General features: G+C 65.0%; 18 protein-coding genes and 1 tRNA gene. 3 read left to right on the top strand and 16 right to left on the bottom strand.

What is annotated here, in order from left to right; genetic code table 11:
• Window positions 1-3: 3 nt before the first annotated feature.
• The 15 genes from HALZIN_RS17260 to rplU all read right to left on the bottom strand — a co-directional run bounded on the left by HALZIN_RS17260 (window position 4) and on the right by rplU (window position 13,865).
• Window positions 4-453 (bottom strand): pilus assembly PilX family protein, encoded by a 450-nt coding sequence (locus HALZIN_RS17260; protein ID WP_201448159.1) that lies wholly within the window; start codon window positions 451-453, stop codon window positions 4-6.
• Window positions 450-1,457: a PilW family protein gene (locus tag HALZIN_RS17255; protein ID WP_084173652.1), complete on the bottom strand. Its 1,008-nt coding sequence runs from the start codon at window positions 1,455-1,457 to the stop codon at window positions 450-452. The genes HALZIN_RS17260 and HALZIN_RS17255 overlap by 4 nt, the downstream gene beginning before the upstream one ends.
• The gene (pilV, locus tag HALZIN_RS0101270; RefSeq protein WP_035575070.1) at window positions 1,454-1,870 is read right to left on the bottom strand and encodes a type IV pilus modification protein PilV; all 417 of its coding nucleotides are present in this window, start codon (window positions 1,868-1,870) and stop codon (window positions 1,454-1,456) included. Before pilV ends, HALZIN_RS17255 begins: the two co-directional genes overlap by 4 nt.
• Complete coding sequence (locus HALZIN_RS18635; protein WP_084173650.1) at window positions 1,867-2,322, bottom strand: GspH/FimT family pseudopilin; 456 nt, start codon at window positions 2,320-2,322, stop codon at window positions 1,867-1,869. Before HALZIN_RS18635 ends, pilV begins: the two co-directional genes overlap by 4 nt.
• 125 nt (window positions 2,323-2,447) lie before the next feature.
• The gene (ispH, locus tag HALZIN_RS0101265) at window positions 2,448-3,401 is read right to left on the bottom strand and encodes a 4-hydroxy-3-methylbut-2-enyl diphosphate reductase (RefSeq protein WP_031382449.1); all 954 of its coding nucleotides are present in this window, start codon (window positions 3,399-3,401) and stop codon (window positions 2,448-2,450) included.
• A 67-nt stretch (window positions 3,402-3,468) separates the two neighbouring features.
• A complete protein-coding gene (gene fkpB, locus HALZIN_RS0101260; protein WP_031382448.1) occupies window positions 3,469-3,918 on the bottom strand; it encodes an FKBP-type peptidyl-prolyl cis-trans isomerase in 450 nt (149 codons plus the stop codon).
• Window positions 3,919-3,960: 42 nt separating this feature from the next.
• Window positions 3,961-4,500 (bottom strand): signal peptidase II, encoded by a 540-nt coding sequence (gene lspA / locus HALZIN_RS0101255; protein WP_236254942.1) that lies wholly within the window; start codon window positions 4,498-4,500, stop codon window positions 3,961-3,963.
• Complete coding sequence (ileS, locus tag HALZIN_RS0101250) at window positions 4,493-7,333, bottom strand: isoleucine--tRNA ligase (RefSeq protein ID WP_031382446.1); 2,841 nt, start codon at window positions 7,331-7,333, stop codon at window positions 4,493-4,495. Before ileS ends, lspA begins: the two co-directional genes overlap by 8 nt.
• Before the next feature lie 10 nt (window positions 7,334-7,343).
• Entirely contained in the window at window positions 7,344-8,423 is a 1,080-nt protein-coding gene (gene ribF / locus HALZIN_RS0101245; protein ID WP_031382445.1) for a bifunctional riboflavin kinase/FAD synthetase, read from the bottom strand.
• 119 nt (window positions 8,424-8,542) lie between these two features.
• Window positions 8,543-10,225: a murein biosynthesis integral membrane protein MurJ gene (gene murJ, locus HALZIN_RS0101240; RefSeq protein WP_084173260.1), complete on the bottom strand. Its 1,683-nt coding sequence runs from the start codon at window positions 10,223-10,225 to the stop codon at window positions 8,543-8,545.
• Window positions 10,226-10,366: 141 nt separating this feature from the next.
• Window positions 10,367-10,633, bottom strand: coding sequence for a 30S ribosomal protein S20 (rpsT, locus tag HALZIN_RS0101235; RefSeq protein WP_031382443.1), 267 nt, complete (start codon window positions 10,631-10,633; stop codon window positions 10,367-10,369).
• 190 nt (window positions 10,634-10,823) lie between these two features.
• Complete coding sequence (gene proB, locus HALZIN_RS0101230) at window positions 10,824-11,963, bottom strand: glutamate 5-kinase (protein ID WP_031382442.1); 1,140 nt, start codon at window positions 11,961-11,963, stop codon at window positions 10,824-10,826.
• A gap of 13 nt (window positions 11,964-11,976) precedes the next feature.
• Window positions 11,977-13,173, bottom strand: a complete 1,197-nt coding sequence (cgtA, locus tag HALZIN_RS0101225; RefSeq protein WP_031382441.1) for an Obg family GTPase CgtA — start codon at window positions 13,171-13,173, stop codon at window positions 11,977-11,979.
• An 86-nt stretch (window positions 13,174-13,259) separates the two neighbouring features.
• Window positions 13,260-13,517: a 50S ribosomal protein L27 gene (gene rpmA, locus HALZIN_RS0101220; protein ID WP_031382440.1), complete on the bottom strand. Its 258-nt coding sequence runs from the start codon at window positions 13,515-13,517 to the stop codon at window positions 13,260-13,262.
• Between the two features lie 36 nt (window positions 13,518-13,553).
• Window positions 13,554-13,865 (bottom strand): 50S ribosomal protein L21, encoded by a 312-nt coding sequence (gene rplU / locus HALZIN_RS0101215; RefSeq protein ID WP_031382439.1) that lies wholly within the window; start codon window positions 13,863-13,865, stop codon window positions 13,554-13,556.
• A gap of 314 nt (window positions 13,866-14,179) precedes the next feature.
• Here rplU and ispB point away from each other — a divergent pair, with 314 nt between their 5' ends.
• The 3 genes from ispB to HALZIN_RS18630 all read left to right on the top strand — a co-directional run bounded on the left by ispB (window position 14,180) and on the right by HALZIN_RS18630 (window position 15,887).
• A complete protein-coding gene (ispB, locus tag HALZIN_RS0101210; RefSeq protein ID WP_031382438.1) occupies window positions 14,180-15,154 on the top strand; it encodes an octaprenyl diphosphate synthase in 975 nt (324 codons plus the stop codon).
• 74 nt (window positions 15,155-15,228) lie between these two features.
• A tRNA-Pro gene (locus tag HALZIN_RS0101205) sits at window positions 15,229-15,305 on the top strand.
• A gap of 345 nt (window positions 15,306-15,650) precedes the next feature.
• Entirely contained in the window at window positions 15,651-15,887 is a 237-nt protein-coding gene (locus HALZIN_RS18630; RefSeq protein WP_051907313.1) for a BrnA antitoxin family protein, read from the top strand.
• A gap of 184 nt (window positions 15,888-16,071) precedes the next feature.
• Here HALZIN_RS18630 and HALZIN_RS0101195 read toward each other — a convergent pair whose 3' ends face one another.
• Window positions 16,072-17,199, bottom strand: coding sequence for a sn-glycerol-3-phosphate import ATP-binding protein UgpC (locus tag HALZIN_RS0101195; protein ID WP_051907312.1), 1,128 nt, complete (start codon window positions 17,197-17,199; stop codon window positions 16,072-16,074).
• Between the last annotated feature and the right edge of the window lie 28 nt (window positions 17,200-17,227).

Here is a 17,227-nt window from a genome sequence, read left to right as displayed (position 1 = left end):
ATTTTAATCAGGCACGTACCAACTTTGCAATACCACACGACTATTGGGCGATCCGCCGTATCCTATTGCGGTTATCTGGTAGAGGGGTTTACCATTAATGTTATCGTCGCCTTCTACGGCCTGCCCTCCCGACCATATATAATACTGGGGATTACGGTTCAACCTGATATCGCCTAAATTATAAGTATCCATTTCTTTCTTTTCTGACCAAGCCGTGTCATTGATGGCATTGCCTTTCTTTGCCTGGCTCTCCGCCCAGCGCAATGCCGCCTCCGCAGCCTGAAAGGCCATATCGTGATCACGCTGATTACCTGCCATGCGCTCTTGCAAGGTTGCACTTTGGATAGAGGCAAGTCCCAGCAAACTCAACAAAAGTAGAAATATTAGCGACACGACAAGCACGACCCCCTGTTGAGATCGTCGTGTCGGCAAGTCATAAAGGGATGCTGTCACTGCTTCCCCTCCATCAGCCGGTTACGCAACGCTACCGTCGTGGTAAAACCCTGGTAGAGACGCAGGTCGTCGTCAGGCGCCATGAAGTCGATATCACCTGCTTTAACCTGAGCCGGTGTTTCAAGAACATTTCGCGTTGCCCCCCGTAATAGCAGGCTCACCCTGACCGCCGTTATCTTATTCCAATCACCTTTATCTGGGGCCTCCTGGTAATTATCATCAACCAAATAGCGCACTTCCAGGTCAACAACCGGGCTGGCCAAGGTTTCACTTTGTCCGGTAAGAAGATTCAATCGGCGCAATCCCGGTTCCTGTCGCGGATCATCCCAGCCGATGTAATAAATATCTCCGACCAGGGCGCCAATCCAAGTGCCGTCATCTTCGGGAGGAAATCCATATGAAAAGCCACTCGGAACTATAAGTTTACCATCTTGGGTATTTTCAATCACCTCGCACCGGTTCTGAAAAGCCAAGGCGAAGATATCACCCGCTTTGACGCTCGCCCCTTCTGCCAATGTTATATCTTTATCACCTATGTTAATGGGTTCATCCACGACTAGACCAGCCGGGTTAGCGGCATGATGAACTAATAAAGCATCTCCTTTTTGATAATCGCCAGAATCAAGTTGCTGCGCATACCCTCCTTCTGCAGGCCGTTCTGACCAGCCTCCGATTGCATCAAAGCGGCCATCGGGAAAAATAGCTTCCTTTGTCTTTTTGCTTGATTGGAGGTTGAGCGTTAGCGACTCTCCAGGGCCTGACGCGCCTTGGCAGGCTGGCGGAAACCCTGAATGGCGGAGTTCGCGCTGAAAAACGTTAATCAGGAAACGGCCATTTTCCTGAACATCAGCCACTGCCTGCTCAAAACGGTATGTCCGCTGCGTAACATTGAATAGCTGATAAATACCCGCGGTAATTAATAGTCCCAAGACCAACGAAATCATCAGCTCGACGAGGGTCAACCCTCGTTGATGTCTTGGCAAAATCGGTGAGTAACGGCTCATAAATTTACCTTCGTCACAGAGGACTGCAAAGTTCCCTCCAGTCGTGGCGAAGCGTTCCACTGGACTGTAATTGTTACCTGATCGCCATCGATTGCTACGCTGCCGTCACCATTAGGTAAGATAGCGTTTAAATCGTTTAGCCATCCCGCCAGATCTATGTTGACCAAGCCACTGCCTTGAGGGGCATCATCGTCCATGTCGGTGGCATAACCTGACAGCTGGCTAGAGTTGGCTCGTAAACGGTCCCCCAAGTCATATGCAAGGCCTACTGCCTGACCCCGCCAGTAGGCTTCCTGCACCAGCGCAAGTGATTTGGTTTGTAATGCCACTATCCCCAAGATCCCGATCGCCAGCACAAGCAGCGAAATCAAGACCTCAAGCAATGACACACCCGTTTGGCGAGAAACGATCATGGGCAGGTCTCTATCGATCGAATGGCCCCACTCGGCGTAGCTTGCAGCGCCTGACTGGCACCGCCCACACTGACTACGAGACACTGGCCACTACCGGGCGCCAATTCCCCGAGTGGGTTGAATACGAAGGGAGCCTCGCCCACTGCGCTCGCCGAATTGTCATCGAAGGCTTGCTCTCGCAAGGGCGGATCGCTATTGATTGTCGTCTTTAGCTGCCAGCCGGCACTGAAATCGCCGTCACATTTGACTATCCCACATAGCGTCAAACGCTGGTTGCGCTTAATCGCTTCGCTACGAGCAAGTCGTAGAGCAGCATTAAGATTTGTAGTCAATGCTGACAACCTGTTTTCGCTCACCAATCCTGAAAAGTTAGGCACTGCTATACCTGCCACGATGGCAACTAGAGCTATCGTCACGAGCAGTTCGATCAGAGTGAAGCCGGCTTGGCGCACAGGGAGTCCTCGAACGGCGACGGTATTGTTTCAATATGTATCAGTCTAGCGCAGCGCGTCAGGGATTAATCCATAAAAAAGTCGGGCATATGCCCGACTTTTCAACGTTCGAGGAGGGAATTGTCTCAGTCGCTGACGATGACCTGCTCTCTCAGCTCCTTCGGCATGGAGAAGGTAATGTTCTCCTCGCGGCCTTCGAGTTCCTCGGGGACCTCGGCGCCCAGTGCGCGCAGCCGTTCTATCACCCCCTTGACCAGCACCTCGGGGGCGCTGGCGCCGGCGGTGATGCCGATGCGCTCGACGCCTTCCAGCCACTCCGGTTCGATCAGGCTGGCGTCGTCGATCAGCCTGGCCGGCGTGCCCATGCGCTCGGCGAGTTCGCGCAGGCGGTTGGAGTTGGAGCTGTTGACGCTGCCCACCACCAGCACCAGATCCGAGTCGGCGGCCAGCTCGCGCACCGCGTCCTGACGGTTCTGGGTGGCGTAGCAGATGTCGTCCTTGCGCGGCCCCTGGATGGCCGGGAACTTGTCGCGCAGGGCATCGATCACCCGCGCGGTATCGTCCATCGACAGTGTCGTCTGGGTGACGAAGGCCAGCCGCTCGGGGTCCTTGACCTCGAGGGCGGCGACATCGGCCTCGTCCTCGACCAGGTAGACGGCGCCGCCGTGCGAGGTGTCGTAGCGGCCCATGGTGCCCTCCACCTCGGGGTGGCCGGCATGGCCGATCAGGATGCACTCCTGGCCGCGCTTGGCGTAGCGCAGCACTTCCATGTGCACCTTGGTGACCAGCGGGCAGGTGGCGTCGAAGATCTTCAGCCCGCGCCGCTCGGCCTCCTGCTGAACGCCACGCGACACGCCATGGGCGGAGAAGATCACCGTGACGTCGTCGGGCACCTCGTCGAGCTCGTCGACGAAGATCGCCCCGCGTTCGCGCAACGAGTCGACCACGAAGCGGTTGTGCACGACTTCGTGGCGCACGTAGATGGGCGGGCCCAGCACGTCGAGCGCCCGGTTGACGATATCGATCGCCCGATCGACGCCCGCGCAGAAGCCGCGGGGATTGGCCAACTTGATCTGCATGTCTGCCTCGCTCGATACGCGCGGTATCAATGGCGGTGTATGTCTATGAAAAGCGCTACGCGGCGGCTCAGTGGGTCGTCGCCGGCCGCACCTCGATCACCTCGACGTCGAAGGTCAGGGTACGCCCCGCCAGCGGGTGATTGAAGTCCACCTCGACGCGCTTGTCGCCGATCTCGGCGATCACTCCCGGCAACTCGCCGCCCGCCGGGTCGGCGAACGACATCACCAGGCCCTCTTCCAGCTCGTCGGTGTCGTCGAAACTGTCGCGCGGCAACGACTGGATGTTCTGCGGGTTGTGCTGGCCGAAGGCATGTTCCGGCGAGATCTCGTAGCTGCCGGTCTCGCCGTCGGTCAGGCCCGTCAGCGGCGCCTCGAAGCCCGGCGGTAGGTTGCCGTCGCCGACCTGGAACGTCGCCGGCTGCTTGTCGCGGGTGGAATCGACCACCGTGCCGTCCTCGAGCTTGAGGGTGAAGTGCAGGGTGACTTCCATGCCCTCGCCGATCCGGTATTCACTCATCTCATCGCGCTCCACTTTGCATATTCGGCCACTTGGGGCGTATCAGGCCCTTGGACGCCGGGCATCACGCAGAGTTTCGATAATCAGCCCGATCGCCCCCAGGGTGATGGCCGTGTCGGCCAGGTTGAAGGCGGGAAAGTAATAGCTGTTTGACCAGTGGAAGGAGAGAAAATCCACCACATAGCCGCGCACCAGGCGATCATAGAGATTGCCCAGCGCGCCGCCGATGATCAGTGCCAGCGAGCCGGCCAGCAGCACCTCGCCACGTTTCAGCCGGGTCAGCCAGATGCTCAGGCCGACGCTGGCGCCCACCGCGAGCAGCGCGAACAGCCAACGCTGCCAGCCGCCGGACGTGGCCAGAAAGCTGAACGCCGCGCCGGTGTTGTACAGCAACGTCAGGTCGAAGACCGGCAGCAGCTCCACCGGCTGCCCATAGATCAGCAGGTTGCTGGCCAGCGCCTTGCTGCCCAGGTCGAGCACCACGACCAGCAGCGACAGCCACAGCCAGCGCAACGGCCGGCGCATCGGCGCCGCCTGCTGGTCGCCCTCGGCCGTATCCGGCTCAGGCCGCATGTCAGGCATAATGCCGCGCCTCCCCGGGGCCGTCCGGCAGGTTGCTGATGCAGCGACCGCACAGGTCCGGGTGCTCGGCGTGGCTGCCGACATCCGGGCGATGCTGCCAGCAACGCTCGCACTTGGCGTGGGCGCTGGGCGCGACCGCGACCCGCAACCCCTCGAGTTCGCTGGCCTCGGCCTGCGCCGCGCCGCCAGCGTCCCGGGAGGCCAGATGCACCTCGCTGGTCAGCAGCACGAAGCGCAGTTCGTCGCCCAGCCGGCCCAGCGTCTCGCGCAGCTCGTCGCTGGCGTAGAGGGTGACCTCGGCGGCCAGGCCGTTCTTGATCTGCTTGGCGTTGCGCGCGTCCTCCAGGCACTTGTTGACCGCCTGCTTGACCTGCAGCACCCGCTCCCAGAAGTCGCGGCCGAACTCGGCGCCCTCGTCGAGCGTGGCCAGCCCGGTGTAGAAGCGCTCCAGCAGCACGCTGTCGCGGCGCTCGCCGGGGATGTGCTCGTAGACCTCCTCGCCGGTGAAACTCAGGATCGGCGCGATCCAGCGGGCCAGCGCCTCGACCACGTGATAGAGCGCGGTCTGGCAGCTGCGGCGGGCCAGGGAATCGGCCTGGGTGGTGTACTGGCGATCCTTGATCACGTCGAGGTAGAAACCGCCCAGCTCCCGCGCACAGAAGGTGTGCACCTGCTGATAGACATCGAGGAAGCGGTATTCCTCGTACGCCTGCTCGATACGCACCTGCAACTGGGCGGCCCGATCGACCACCCACTGATCCAGCGCCAGCATGTCGCCGAAGGCGATGGCGTCGCGCGCCGGGTCGAAGCCGTTGAGATTGGCGAGCAGGAACCGCGAGGTGTTGCGGATGCGCCGGTAGACGTCGGCGGTACGCTTCAATATCTCGTCGGAGACCGCCATCTCGCCGGAGTAATCGGTGGAGGCGACCCACAGCCGCAGGATGTCGGCACCGAGCTTGTCCATCACCTCCTGCGGGGCGATCACGTTGCCCACCGACTTGGACATCTTGCGGCCCTGGGCGTCGACGGTGAAACCGTGGGTCAGCAGCCCCTTGTAGGGCGGATGGCCGTCGATCGCGCAGCCGGTCAGCAGCGACGAGTGAAACCAGCCGCGGTGCTGGTCGGAGCCTTCCAGGTACAGGTCGGCACGCGGGCCCTGCGCGTGGCCCAGCGCATGGGAGCCGCGCAGCACATGCCAGTGGGTGGTGCCGGAGTCGAACCACACGTCGAGGGTATCGGTGACCTTCTCGTAGTCACCGGCCTCGTCGCCGAGCAGCTCGGCGGGGTCGAGACGAAACCAGGCGTCGATGCCCTCGGCCTCGATGCGCTCGGCTGCCGCCTCCATCAGCTCGAGGGTGCGCGGGTGCAGCTCGCCGCTCGCCTTGTGCAGGAAGAACGGGATCGGCACGCCCCAGTTGCGCTGGCGCGAGATGCACCAGTCGGGACGGTTGGCGATCATCGAGTGCAGCCGCGCCTTGCCCCAGGCCGGCACGAACTGGGTCGCCTCGATGCCGTCCAGCGCGCACTCGCGCAGCGTCCTGCCGTCCGCGCCGCGGATGTCCATGCCCACGAACCACTGCGCGGTGGCACGGTAGATCACCGGCGTCTTGTGCCGCCAGCAATGCATGTAGCTGTGGGTGATCTTTTGATGGGCCAGCAGCGCGCCGACCTCCTCGAGCTTGGCGACGATCTGCGGGTTGGCCTTCCAGATCATCTGGCCGCCGAACAGCGGCAGCTCGTCGACGTAGACGCCGTTGCCCTGTACCGGGCTCTCGATCTCGCTGAACGCCATGCCGTGGGCACGGCAGGTCACGAAGTCGTCCAAGCCGTAGGCCGGTGCCGAATGGACGATGCCGGTGCTGCCCTCGTCGATGCCCACGTAATCCGCCAGGTAGATCGGCGAGCGGCGATCGTAGAATGGGTGGCGGAATTCGATCAGATCCAGCGCCTCGCCCTGGGCGGTGGCGATCACCTCGCCGTGCAGGCCGAAACGCGCCAGACAGCTCTCCACCAGCTCCTCGGCCAGCAGCAACAGCCGCTCGCCGACATCGACCAGCGCGTAGCTGAACGCCGGGTGCACGTTGAGCGCCTGGTTGGCGGGAATGGTCCACGGCGTGGTGGTCCAGATCACCGCGGCGGCGGACTTGGGCAATGCGCTCAGACCGAACGCCGCGGCCAGCTTGGCGTCGTCGGCGCAGGCAAAGGCCACGTCGATGGCATCGGACTGCTTGTCGGCATACTCGACCTCGGCCTCGGCCAGCGCCGAACCGCAATCGAAGCACCAGTTGACCGGCTTGAGCCCCTTGAACACGTAACCGTGGCGGACCATCTCGGCCAGCGCACGCACCTCGCCGGCCTCGTTGGCGAAGTCCATCGAGCGGTAGGGATGCGCCCAGTCGCCGACCACCCCGAGGCGCTCGAAATCCGCACGCTGGCCCTGGATCTGCTCGCCGGCGTACTCGCGGCACAGCGCGCGGGCCTGCTCCGGCGGCAGATGCTTGCCATGAGTGGTCTCGATCTTGTGCTCGATGGGCAGCCCGTGGCAATCCCAGCCCGGCACGTAGGGCGCGTCGAAACCCGCCAGGCCCTTGGCCTTGACGATGATGTCCTTGAGGATCTTGTTGACGGCGTGACCGATATGGATGCTGCCATTGGCGTAGGGAGGGCCATCGTGGAGCACGAAGGATTCGCGCCCCTGCCCGGTCTCGCGCAGCCGCTGGTAGAGATCGAGCTCCTGCCAGCGCGCGAGGCGCGCCGGTTCCCGCTTGGGCAGATTGCCGCGCATCGGGAAGTCGGTTTCTGGCAGGTTGAGGGTGTGCTTGTAGTCGCTCATAGCCTTGGAGTCAGCCGTCGTCGTTGTCGGCGGCTCCCGCCGCCGGGAATTCGGAAGTCGCCGGCATCGCCGCCAGCGGCGCCGATGCCAGAAAGGAGTGCCACGTCGCGTCGTCCGCCGCGCCCGGCGAGGCGTCGCCCGGAGAAGCGTCTCCCGGCAGTGCGATGTCGCGGAAATAGTTCCGCGCCCGCGCCTGGTCGCGATGAATCTGGCGCTTGAGCGCCTCGAGCCCGTCGAAGGTCAGCTCGCCGCGCAGCCGCGCGCAGGGCACCACGGTGATGCGCTGGCCGTAGAGATCGCCGTCGAAATCGAACAGATGCACCTCGAGTACCGGCCGCGGCGTGCCCACCGTCGGCCGCCAGCCGATGTTGGCGACGCCGGTGAACTCGCGCCCATCGGCGAGGCGGGGGAGCACGGCATACACGCCGCGCAGCGCCATCGGCCCGGGCAGCAGCGGCAGGTTGGCGGTGGGCACGCCGATCGTGCGGCCCAGTTGCTGATCGCGCACCACGCGTCCCGCCAGCCGATAGGGCCGGCCCAGCATGCGCTGGGCCTGGGCGAAGTTGCCGCTGGCCAGCAGCGTGCGCACCCGCGAACTCGAAACCCGCTCGTCGTCGAGCACGAAGGTGCGGGTATGCTCGACGACGAAGCCGCGTGCCTCGCCAACCTCGCGCAGCAGCGCGAAGTCGCCGACCCGGTCGCAGCCGAAGCGGAAATCGTCGCCCACCACCAGATGGCGGACGCCCAGCCCGTCGACCAGCACCCTATCGATGAACGCCCGCGCGGTCAGGCTGCGCAGCGTCTCGTTGAATGGCAGGCAGACCACCCGCTCGGCGCCGTGTTCGGCGAGCAGGCGGACCTTGTCGCGCAGCCGGGTGAGCCGCGGCGGCGCCTGGTCGCCGGCGAAGTATTCGCGCGGCTGCGGCTCGAAGATCACCACCGTCACCGGCCGTCCCAGCGCGGCGGCACGGTCGCGCAGCTGGTCAAGGATCGCCTGGTGCCCGCGGTGCACGCCATCGAAATTGCCGATGGTCGCCACGCACCCCCGATGCTCCGCCGTCAAATTGTGCAAGCCGCGAATCAGTTGCATACGTCCTTCACGTTCGGAAATAGCCCATCAAGCACCGGGAAAGCCTTCGATTATAACGAAGGGGGGTGGCCTTGACAGCCGCCGCACTGCATATCAACGGCAGGCTATCGCCGGCGAACTCAGCTGCGCAGCTTGAAGTGGCGCACGCGCACGCCGGTCGCTGCCAGCCAGGCGAAGTACACCCCGGCGCCTCCCGTCACCAGCGCGGCCAATGTGCCGGCCCGGCGCCATACGCCCCACTCCAGCCATACCTGCCAGTCCGGCGCGAACCACCACAACGCCAGCGTCATCAGCGTGCAGCCGCCCAGCAACTGCAAGGCAAAGCGCCCCCAGCCGGGCTGAAACGCCAGCACCCCGCGACGACGCAGCCCGCGCGCCAGCAGCCCGGCGTTGAGAAACGCCGACAGCGCGGTGGCCAGCGCCAGCCCGGCGTGGGCCAGCGGCAGGATCAAGGCCAGATTGAGGATCATGTTGGCGATCATCGCGACCACCCCGATCTTGACCGGCGTGGCGGTGTCCTGGCGGGCGAAGTAGCCCGGCGCCAGCACCTTGATCAGCATGAAGGCGACCAGCCCCAGGGCATAGGCGCGCAGGCTCATCGCCGCCATGGCGATATCGCGATCGGTCATCGCCCCGTAGTGGAACAGGCTGACCAGCAGCGGTTCGGCGAGCACCTCCAATGCCAGCGCCGCCGGCAGGCCCAGCAGCAGCACCGCGCGCAGCGCCCAGTCGAGCATCTGCGCGAAGTGTTCGGCCGAGCGTTCGGCGTGGCGCCTGGACAGTGCCGGCAGGATCACCGTGCCCAGCGCCACGCCGAACACGCCCAGCGGCAGCTCCACCAGACGATCCGAATAATAAAGCCACGACACGCTGCCGTCGGCGAGCAGCGAGGCCAGCACGGTATCCAGCAACAGGTTGATCTGCGACACCGAGACGCCGAACAGCGCCGGCGCCATCAGCCACAGGATGCGCCGGACGCCGGGATGACGGAAGTTCGGCCAGGGTCGCGGCAGCAGCCCCAGCCGGGCCAGGAACGGCACCTGGAACGCCAGCTGGGCGGCGCCGGCGATCAGCACGCCCCAGGCCAGCGCCATCGACGGCACGCTCATCCACGGCGTCAGCGCCACCGCTGCGCCGATCAGCGCCAGATTGAGCAGCACCGGCGTGAACGCCGGCACCGCGAAGCGATTCCAGGTATTGAGCACGCTGCCCGAGAACGCCGTCAGCGAGATCAGCAGCAGATAGGGGAAGGTCAGCCGCAGCATCTCGGCGGTCAGCGCCAGCTTGTCGGGATCGCGGGCAAAGCCCGGGGCAAAGATCAGCGCCAGCCAGGGCGCCAGCACGATCGCCAGCGCGGTCATCAACGCCAGCACCACCGCCAGACTGCCGGCCACGGCGTCGAGCAGCTCGCGCACTTCTTCGCGGGCACGCCGGGAGGCGTATTCCGAGAGCACCGGCACGAACGCCTGGTTGAACGCGCCCTCGGCGAACAGCCGACGCAGGAAGTTGGGAATCTTGAAGGCGACGAAGAACGCATCCGCGCCGCTGCCGGCGCCGAACAGCGCGGCGATCGTCACGTCCCGCGCCAGCCCGAGTACCCGCGACAGCATGGTCATCGCACTGACCACCATCCCCGAGCGCAGCAGGCCGCCGCTCGCCGGCGTCGCACGCCCCGCTACGGCGCCCGGTGCCGCATCGCTCGGCGCGGCATCGCCAGCGGCCGGGGCATCCAGCGAGGCTGGATCGTCCTGCGCATCATGCGCGACTCTATTGGGTTCGTCGTCGGGCTGCACCGTGCTCATCCCTTTCCGTGTCCTAGCTCGTGCGCGGGCTCATCACCCCGCCTCGGCAAACGGCATGCACAAAAAAACCGGCCGCAGCCGGTTTTTCTCGAGTCCCCCGCCGCCCGTTGGGCCGGGCGGGGCACCGCAGCGACGTCCGGCTTACGCAGCCAGCGCCTTGACCCGCTTGTTGAGGCGGCTCTTCAGGCGCGCGGCCTTCTTCTTGGAAATCGCGTCCTTGTCGGCGATGCGGTCGATGACCGGCTGCGCCGCCTTGAAGGCATCCATGGCCTGGGCATGATCGCCGCCCTGCACCGCCTTGATCACGCGCTTGATGTAGGTACGCACCATCGAGCGCTGACTGGCGTTGTGCTTGCGACGCTGTTCGGCCTGACGGGCACGCTTTTTTGCTTGCTTGGTATTCGCCACCGTAATCTCCTTGGAGAACCATAAAATGCGGTGTAAGTGTTTGATCCGATTCGGTAATCAGATACTTCCAAACCGGTCTGGCCATGCCGCAGCGAATGCGTTGGTCACGGGCCATGTCTGAGAGGATGCGGCATTCTATCACGCGCCAGCGTGGCTTGCCACAGAACGCATGACGCCTGGCCTGCAAGGGTTAGATGACCACCAGATTGTCGCGGTGAATCAGCTCCGGGGCTTCCATGTAGCCGAGGATCGCCTCGATCTGGTGACTCGGCCGGCCGACGATCCGCGCCGCCTCGTCGCTGCCGTAGTTGACCAGCCCCTTGGCGACCCGCTCGCCCTGCTCGTCGACGCAGACCACCATGTCGCCGCGCACGAACCGACCGCTGACCGCCTTGACGCCGACCGGCAGCAGACTCGAACCGCGATCGCGCAGCACGCTGACCGCGCCGGCATCCAGCGTCAGGCTGCCGCACACCTGCAGTTGCCCGGCCAGCCAGCGCTTGCGCGCCGCCAGCGGTGCATGCTCGGGGCGCAGCAAGGTACCCAGGCGTTCGCCGTCGACCAGCCGGGTCAGCACCTCGGCCTGGCGACCGCCGGCGATCGCCGTGACCGCCCCGGAGCGCGCCGCCAGCCGCGCCGCGCGAATCTTGGTGGCCATCCCGCCGCGTCCCAGCGCCCCGCCGCCGCCGGCCACCGCGGCCAGCTGCGGATCGCCGGCGCGGCCCTCGTGAATCAGCTGCGCGGTGGGACTGTGGCGCGGGTCGGCATCGAACAGCCCCTCCTGATCGGTGAGGATCACCAGCGCCTCGGCCTCGAGCAGGTTGGCGACCAGCGCGCCCAGGGTATCGTTGTCGCCGAAGCGGATCTCGTCGGTAACCACGGTGTCGTTCTCGTTGATCACCGGCACCACGCGCAGAGCGACCAGCGTGCGCAGCGCCGAGCGGGCGTTCAGGTAGCGCTTGCGGTTGGACAGATCGTCGTGGGTCAGCAGGATCTGGGCGCTGCGCAGCCCGTGGCGCGCGAAATGCCCTTCGTAGCATTGCGCCAGGCCGGTCTGACCCACCGCCGCCGCGGCCTGCAGCTCGTGGACCGCCGATGGCCGCACGCTCCAGCCCAGCCGGGCCATGCCCGCCGCCACCGCGCCGGACGAGACCAGCACCACCTCGATGCCGCGGGCGTGCAGGGCGGCGATCTGATCGACCCAGCCACCGATGGCGGCCTCGTCGAGGCCACGACCGTCGTTGGTCAGCAGCGCACTGCCGATCTTGACCACCACCCGGCGCGCGCCGCTCAGCGCCTCGCGGCCCGGTGCCCGCTCGTTGCTCTCCATCCGACTCTCCACCTCAGGGGGCGTACTCGACCTCGACATCATAATCATCGTCGTCGAAGTCGTCGTCATCGTCCTGATCGGCCTCGACCGGCTTGCGCTTGCGACTCAGCCGCGCCTCGGCACGTGCCACCGCCTCGGCTTCCATGCGCGCGCGCATCTCGCGCTCCAGCTCGGCGGCCGCCTCGTCCTCGGCTTCGAGCCGGCGCTGCTCGGTCAGCCAGCGATAGACCGCCTGGACCAGCGGCGCGGTGCCCTCGCCGGCGATCGCCGAAATGCGAAACACCGGGCCCTGCCAGTCCAGCGCGTCGACGATCGCCTGGGCGCGCGTCTCGCGTTCGTCCTCGTGCAGCAAATCGAGCTTGTTGAGTACCAGCCAGCGCGGCCGCTCGGCCAGCGCCGGGGAGAACTGCTCGAGTTCGCGGGCGATGGCCCGGGCCGACTCCACCGGGTCCGATTCGTCGAATGGCGCGACATCGACCACATGCAACAGCAGCCGCGTGCGGGTCAGGTGCTTGAGGAAGCGCAGCCCCAGCCCCGCGCCGTCGGAGGCGCCCTCGATCAACCCCGGCACGTCGGCCATCACGAAGTGCTCGTGGGTGCCCAGCTTGACCACCCCCAGATTGGGCACCAGCGTGGTGAACGGGTAGTTGGCGACCTTGGGCTTGGCCGCCGACACCGCGCGGATCAGCGTCGACTTGCCGGCGTTGGGCATGCCCAGCAGGCCGACATCGGCCATCACCTTCATCTCCAGGCGCAGGTTGCGGCGCTCGCCCGGCGTGCCCGGCGTGGTGCGCCGCGGCGCGCGATTGGTCGATGACTTGAAGTGGATGTTGCCCAGCCCGCGACGGCCACCCTGGGCGACCAGCACCACCTGGCCGATCTCGGTGACGTCGGCGATCACCTCGAGGGAGTCCTCGTCGATCACCGTGGTGCCCACCGGCACCTTGACGTGCAGCTCGTCGCCGGCCTTGCCGCTCATCTGGCGACCCTGGCCCGGCTGGCCGTTCTGGGCCTTGTAGAAGCGCTGGTACTTGAAATCGATCAGGGTGTTCAGCGCGTCGTCACCGATCAGGTAGACGCTGCCGCCATGACCGCCATCGCCGCCATCGGGACCGCCCTTGGGCACGTACTTCTCGCGGCGGAAACTCAGGCAACCGTTGCCGCCATTGCCGGCTTCCACGATGATCGAGGCTTCATCGACGAACTGCATCTGACATTCTCCGGGCGGCGATGGCCGCCATATACGAAAAGGCCCCGCGCTGGCGGGGCCTTTTCAGTGCTCGTTCGAGAGGGGTCTCAGGCGGAGACGACGCTCACGAACTTGCGGTTCTTCGGACCCTTGGTCTCGAACTTGATCACGCCTTCGTCCAGTGCGAACAGGGTGTGATCCTTGCCGATGCCCACGCCGGTGCCGGCGTGGAAGCGCGTGCCGCGCTGACGGACGATGATGTTGCCCGGGGCCACGGCCTGGCCGCCGAACAGCTTGACGCCCAAGCGCTTGGATTCGGAATCGCGACCGTTACGTGTACTACCGGCTGCCTTCTTATGAGCCATTGCAAAGTCCTCGCAGGTTCAGGGGAGTGCTACCGCTCAGGCGGAAATCCCGGTGATCTTGACTTCGGTGAACCACTGACGGTGGCCCTGACGACGCATGGAGTGCTTGCGACGACGGAACTTGATGATGGTGACCTTGTCGCCACGGCCGTGGGACACGACCTCGGCGGATACCTTGGCACCATCGACCAGCGGCGCGCCGACCTTGACGTCGTCGCCATCGGCGACCAGCAGCACCTGGTCGAAATCCAGGCTGTCGCCGGTGGCCACTTCAAGCTTCTCGAGCTTCAGGGTCTGGCCTTCCTGGACGCGGTATTGCTTACCGCCACTCTTGATAACAGCGTACATACTTCGTCTCCAGACACTCATCGGGGATGGGCTCTTCATCGGCCTGCGGCGAGTGGCGCCCCTTTTGGCAGCCATCTGACAGGGAGCATGATGAGTTAGGGTCGCGGATTATAACCATCCGTGGACGAATCTACAAGGGGATCGCGCGCATGCCGCGCCGCGTCACGCCTCGCCTTGACGCCCCCCACCCCCCCTCATAGCATAGCGGGCAAGCCATGGCCGGCGCCGGGGGCAAGAGCGACCCACACGGCGCCTCGAAGAAACACCGAACGCGCATCCCGGGTTTCGCCAACTCCCTGACAGACAGCCACTACATGCAACTCAACGCATCGCCTATCCATGCAGCGGTGGCCGAGGATTTCGCCGCCGTCGACCGCGCCGTGCTCGCCCAGCTGAACTCGCGGGTTCCGCTCGTCGAGACCATCGGCCATTACATCATCGAGAGCGGCGGCAAGCGCCTGCGCCCGCTGCTGGTCCTGCTGTCGGCGCGTGCGCTCGGCTATGACGGCGACAAGCACATAACGCTCGCCACGCTGATCGAGTTCATGCACACCTCGACGCTGCTGCATGACGACGTGGTCGACGAATCCAGCCTGCGCCGCGGGCGCACCACCGCCAACGAACACTGGGGCAACGCACCGTCGGTACTGGTCGGCGACTTTCTCTATTCGCGCTCGTTCCAGATGATGGTCGAGGTCGGCTCGATGCGGGTCATGGAAGTGCTGTCGGCGGCCACCTGCACGATCGCCGAGGGCGAGGTGCTGCAGCTGACCAATGTCGGCAATCCGGACATCGACGAGACCGCCTACTTCGACACCATCCACGGCAAGACGGCGATGCTGTTCGAGGCCGCTTCGCACAGCGGCGCGATCCTCGCCGACGGCAGTGCCGAGCAACAAGAGGCGCTGCGCCTTTATGGGCGCTATCTAGGACTCGCCTTTCAACTGATCGACGACCTGCTCGATTATCAGGGCGACGCCGATACCATGGGCAAGAACGTCGGCGACGACCTGGCCGAGGGCAAACCCACCCTGCCGCTGATTCACGCCATCCGCGAAGGCAGCCCCGAGCAGGCCAAGCTGATCCGCCGGGCGATTCGCCAGGGCGGCCTCGATCAGCTCGCCGAGGTCCTGACCATCGTCCACGCCACCGGCGCGCTCGAATACACCCGCGCGCGTGCCGAGGAGATGGCCGAGCGTGCGCTGAAACAGCTCGATACGCTGGCGCCGAGCCGCTATCGCGACACCATGGCGGAGCTCGCCCGGCTGGCCGTGGACCGGCAATCCTGAGCACTGCACGGGGGTTGCCAAGCGCCTGGCAGTGCGTATAATGCACCTCCGTTGAGGCGCACGCCCAACCGCGTCGGAGTATAGCTCAGCTTGGTAGAGCGCTGCCTTCGGGAGGCAGAGGTCGTAGGTTCGAATCCTGCTACTCCGACCAGAGAATCTCAATAAAAAACGGCCACTTAGCTCATCAGAGCGGTGGCCTTTTTTTGGGTTCTTCGCGGATCAGCGTGAAACGTCAAGGCCCCGCTATTGGGAATAAACTCTCTCCCACGCAAACCAGCCTGGATGGCCCACTGGAGCATGGGGACGCCGGTGGGAGGGAACTGGTTCCCGATTGGCGCCGCAGGCGCCCGGCATGGCCGGGGAGGTACAGTGCCCGCCGCCATCGGGAATAAATTCCCTCCCACAAGGGCAAGCTAACCGGCAGGGGGCTGTGGGAGGGAGCTGGTTCGCGATGACCTGTGCCGCATTTCCCGGCAAAGTGCGATGAACCGAAAGAATTGACGACGAAGCCCCGGAATGGACCGACGATGATTTCCGCCGAGCCAGGCCGGCTTGCGAGGCGCTGCCAGAGATCTTCGGGGAGCAAGCCGCCGAAGAGATGCTCACGCCCAGGCGCGGCCGGCCTGTTGCCGAATGCCGCAAGGCCCAGGTGAGCCTGCGCCTCGACCCGGATGTTATCGAAGCCTTCCGGGACACCGGGCCCGGCTGGCAGACGCGCATGAACCAGGCTTGAAGGTTTTCCTGAGAAAGCATTCAGCCAACGAACTGGACCGGTGAACTCGCAGCGCTGGGGCACGTGGAGAAACCCATCGGCGCCAGCAACCTGCCCACTCGCTCTCCGCGGCCGTTAGTGAGCTGAAGAAGTTCGGCTTGGAAGGCGCATAAGTACGTAAGCATATTGCTGGAATAATCTAGTGTCAGAGGCCGGTCGATCCTTTATTCAAGGGTCTGGTGGCGTGATGCGCCTCGATGCGGCGGTCGTCGTCACCGAACAGGTGGCTGCGCTCGGGTGACAGCCACAGGCGCAGGACATTGCCTTCCCCGGCGGCGTGTTCGCCGTGCAGGCGCACCACCAGCAGCTCGTCGAGGCCCGCCATCCGGGCATAGGTCAGGGTATCGGCGCCCAACGGCTCGACCAATTCCACCGTAGCCTGGATGAGCGCACCCTCGCCCGGAATCACAGCACCCTCGTCCAGGGCGACAAGGTGCTCGGGACGCACCCCCAGCGTCAGCTCGGTACCATCATCCAGCCCGGTGGCCAGCGTCAGTTCGCCGCCGCCGGGCAGCCGCAGGCATTCATCGTGGACCGTCACCGGCAGGAAGTTCATCGCCGGCGAGCCGATGAAGCCGGCGACGAAGCGGGTCGCCGGGCGGCCGTAGAGCGCCATCGGCGTGCCGCACTGCTCGACCCGGCCGCCGTTCATCACCACCAACCGATCGGCCAGCGTCATCGCCTCGGTCTGGTCGTGGGTCACATAGACCGAGGTGACCTTGAGCCGCTTCTGCAGGCGTCGGATCTCCAGGCGCATCTGCACGCGCAGCTTGGCGTCGAGATTGGACAGCGGCTCGTCGAACAGGAACACCTGGGGCTCGCGGATGATCGCCCGGCCCATGGCCACGCGCTGGCGCTGGCCGCCCGAGAGCTGGCGCGGGCGTCGTTCGAGCAGTGCGCCGAGGTCAAGTAGCTCGGCGGTAGCATTGACCCGGCGGCGAATGTCGGCCTTCGGCACGCCGCGGTTCTTGAGGCCATAGGCCATGTTGTTGAACACGCTCATGTGCGGATAGAGCGCGTAGTTCTGGAAGACCATGGCGATGTCGCGCGCGGCGGGCTCCAGTTCGTTGACGCGCCGGCCGTTGATGGTCAGCTCGCCCGAAGTAATCGATTCCAGCCCGGCCAGGCTGCGCAGCAGCGTCGACTTGCCGCAGCCCGAGGGGCCGACGATCACGATCAGCTCGCCATCCTCGACGGCCAGGTCGATCCCGTGCAGGGCGACAAAGCCGTTGGCATAGCGTTTCTTGAGGTCGCTCAGTTGCAGGGTTGCCATAAAAGTTGTCTCGTCAGCATTCCTCGTA

Source organism: Halomonas zincidurans B6, from assembly GCF_000731955.1.
Lineage (GTDB): Bacteria > Pseudomonadota > Gammaproteobacteria > Pseudomonadales > Halomonadaceae > Modicisalibacter > Modicisalibacter zincidurans.
The sequence above is the reverse complement of the archived record's forward strand: the minus strand, read 5'-3'. Positions and strand labels throughout refer to the sequence as shown.

Excerpts from the sequence above, each read along its gene's own strand:
- pilV (WP_035575070.1), bottom strand. The coding sequence starts at position 1,870 with ATGATCGTTTCTCGCCAAACGGGTGTGTCATTGCTTGAGGTCTTGATT.
- rpmA (WP_031382440.1), bottom strand. The coding sequence starts at position 13,517 with ATGGCTCATAAGAAGGCAGCCGGTAGTACACGTAACGGTCGCGATTCC.
- ileS (WP_031382446.1), bottom strand. The coding sequence starts at position 7,333 with ATGAGCGACTACAAGCACACCCTCAACCTGCCAGAAACCGACTTCCCG.
- proB (WP_031382442.1), bottom strand. The coding sequence starts at position 11,963 with ATGGAGAGCAACGAGCGGGCACCGGGCCGCGAGGCGCTGAGCGGCGCG.
- fkpB (WP_031382448.1), bottom strand. The coding sequence starts at position 3,918 with ATGAGTGAATACCGGATCGGCGAGGGCATGGAAGTCACCCTGCACTTC.
- ispH (WP_031382449.1), bottom strand. The coding sequence starts at position 3,401 with ATGCAGATCAAGTTGGCCAATCCCCGCGGCTTCTGCGCGGGCGTCGAT.
- rplU (WP_031382439.1), bottom strand. The coding sequence starts at position 13,865 with ATGTACGCTGTTATCAAGAGTGGCGGTAAGCAATACCGCGTCCAGGAA.
- ispB (WP_031382438.1), top strand. The coding sequence starts at position 14,180 with ATGCAACTCAACGCATCGCCTATCCATGCAGCGGTGGCCGAGGATTTC.
- ribF (WP_031382445.1), bottom strand. The coding sequence starts at position 8,423 with ATGCAACTGATTCGCGGCTTGCACAATTTGACGGCGGAGCATCGGGGG.
- murJ (WP_084173260.1), bottom strand. The coding sequence starts at position 10,225 with ATGAGCACGGTGCAGCCCGACGACGAACCCAATAGAGTCGCGCATGAT.
- cgtA (WP_031382441.1), bottom strand. The coding sequence starts at position 13,173 with ATGCAGTTCGTCGATGAAGCCTCGATCATCGTGGAAGCCGGCAATGGC.
- HALZIN_RS17255 (WP_084173652.1), bottom strand. The coding sequence starts at position 1,457 with ATGAGCCGTTACTCACCGATTTTGCCAAGACATCAACGAGGGTTGACC.
- lspA (WP_236254942.1), bottom strand. The coding sequence starts at position 4,500 with ATGCCTGACATGCGGCCTGAGCCGGATACGGCCGAGGGCGACCAGCAG.
- HALZIN_RS0101195 (WP_051907312.1), bottom strand. The coding sequence starts at position 17,199 with ATGGCAACCCTGCAACTGAGCGACCTCAAGAAACGCTATGCCAACGGC.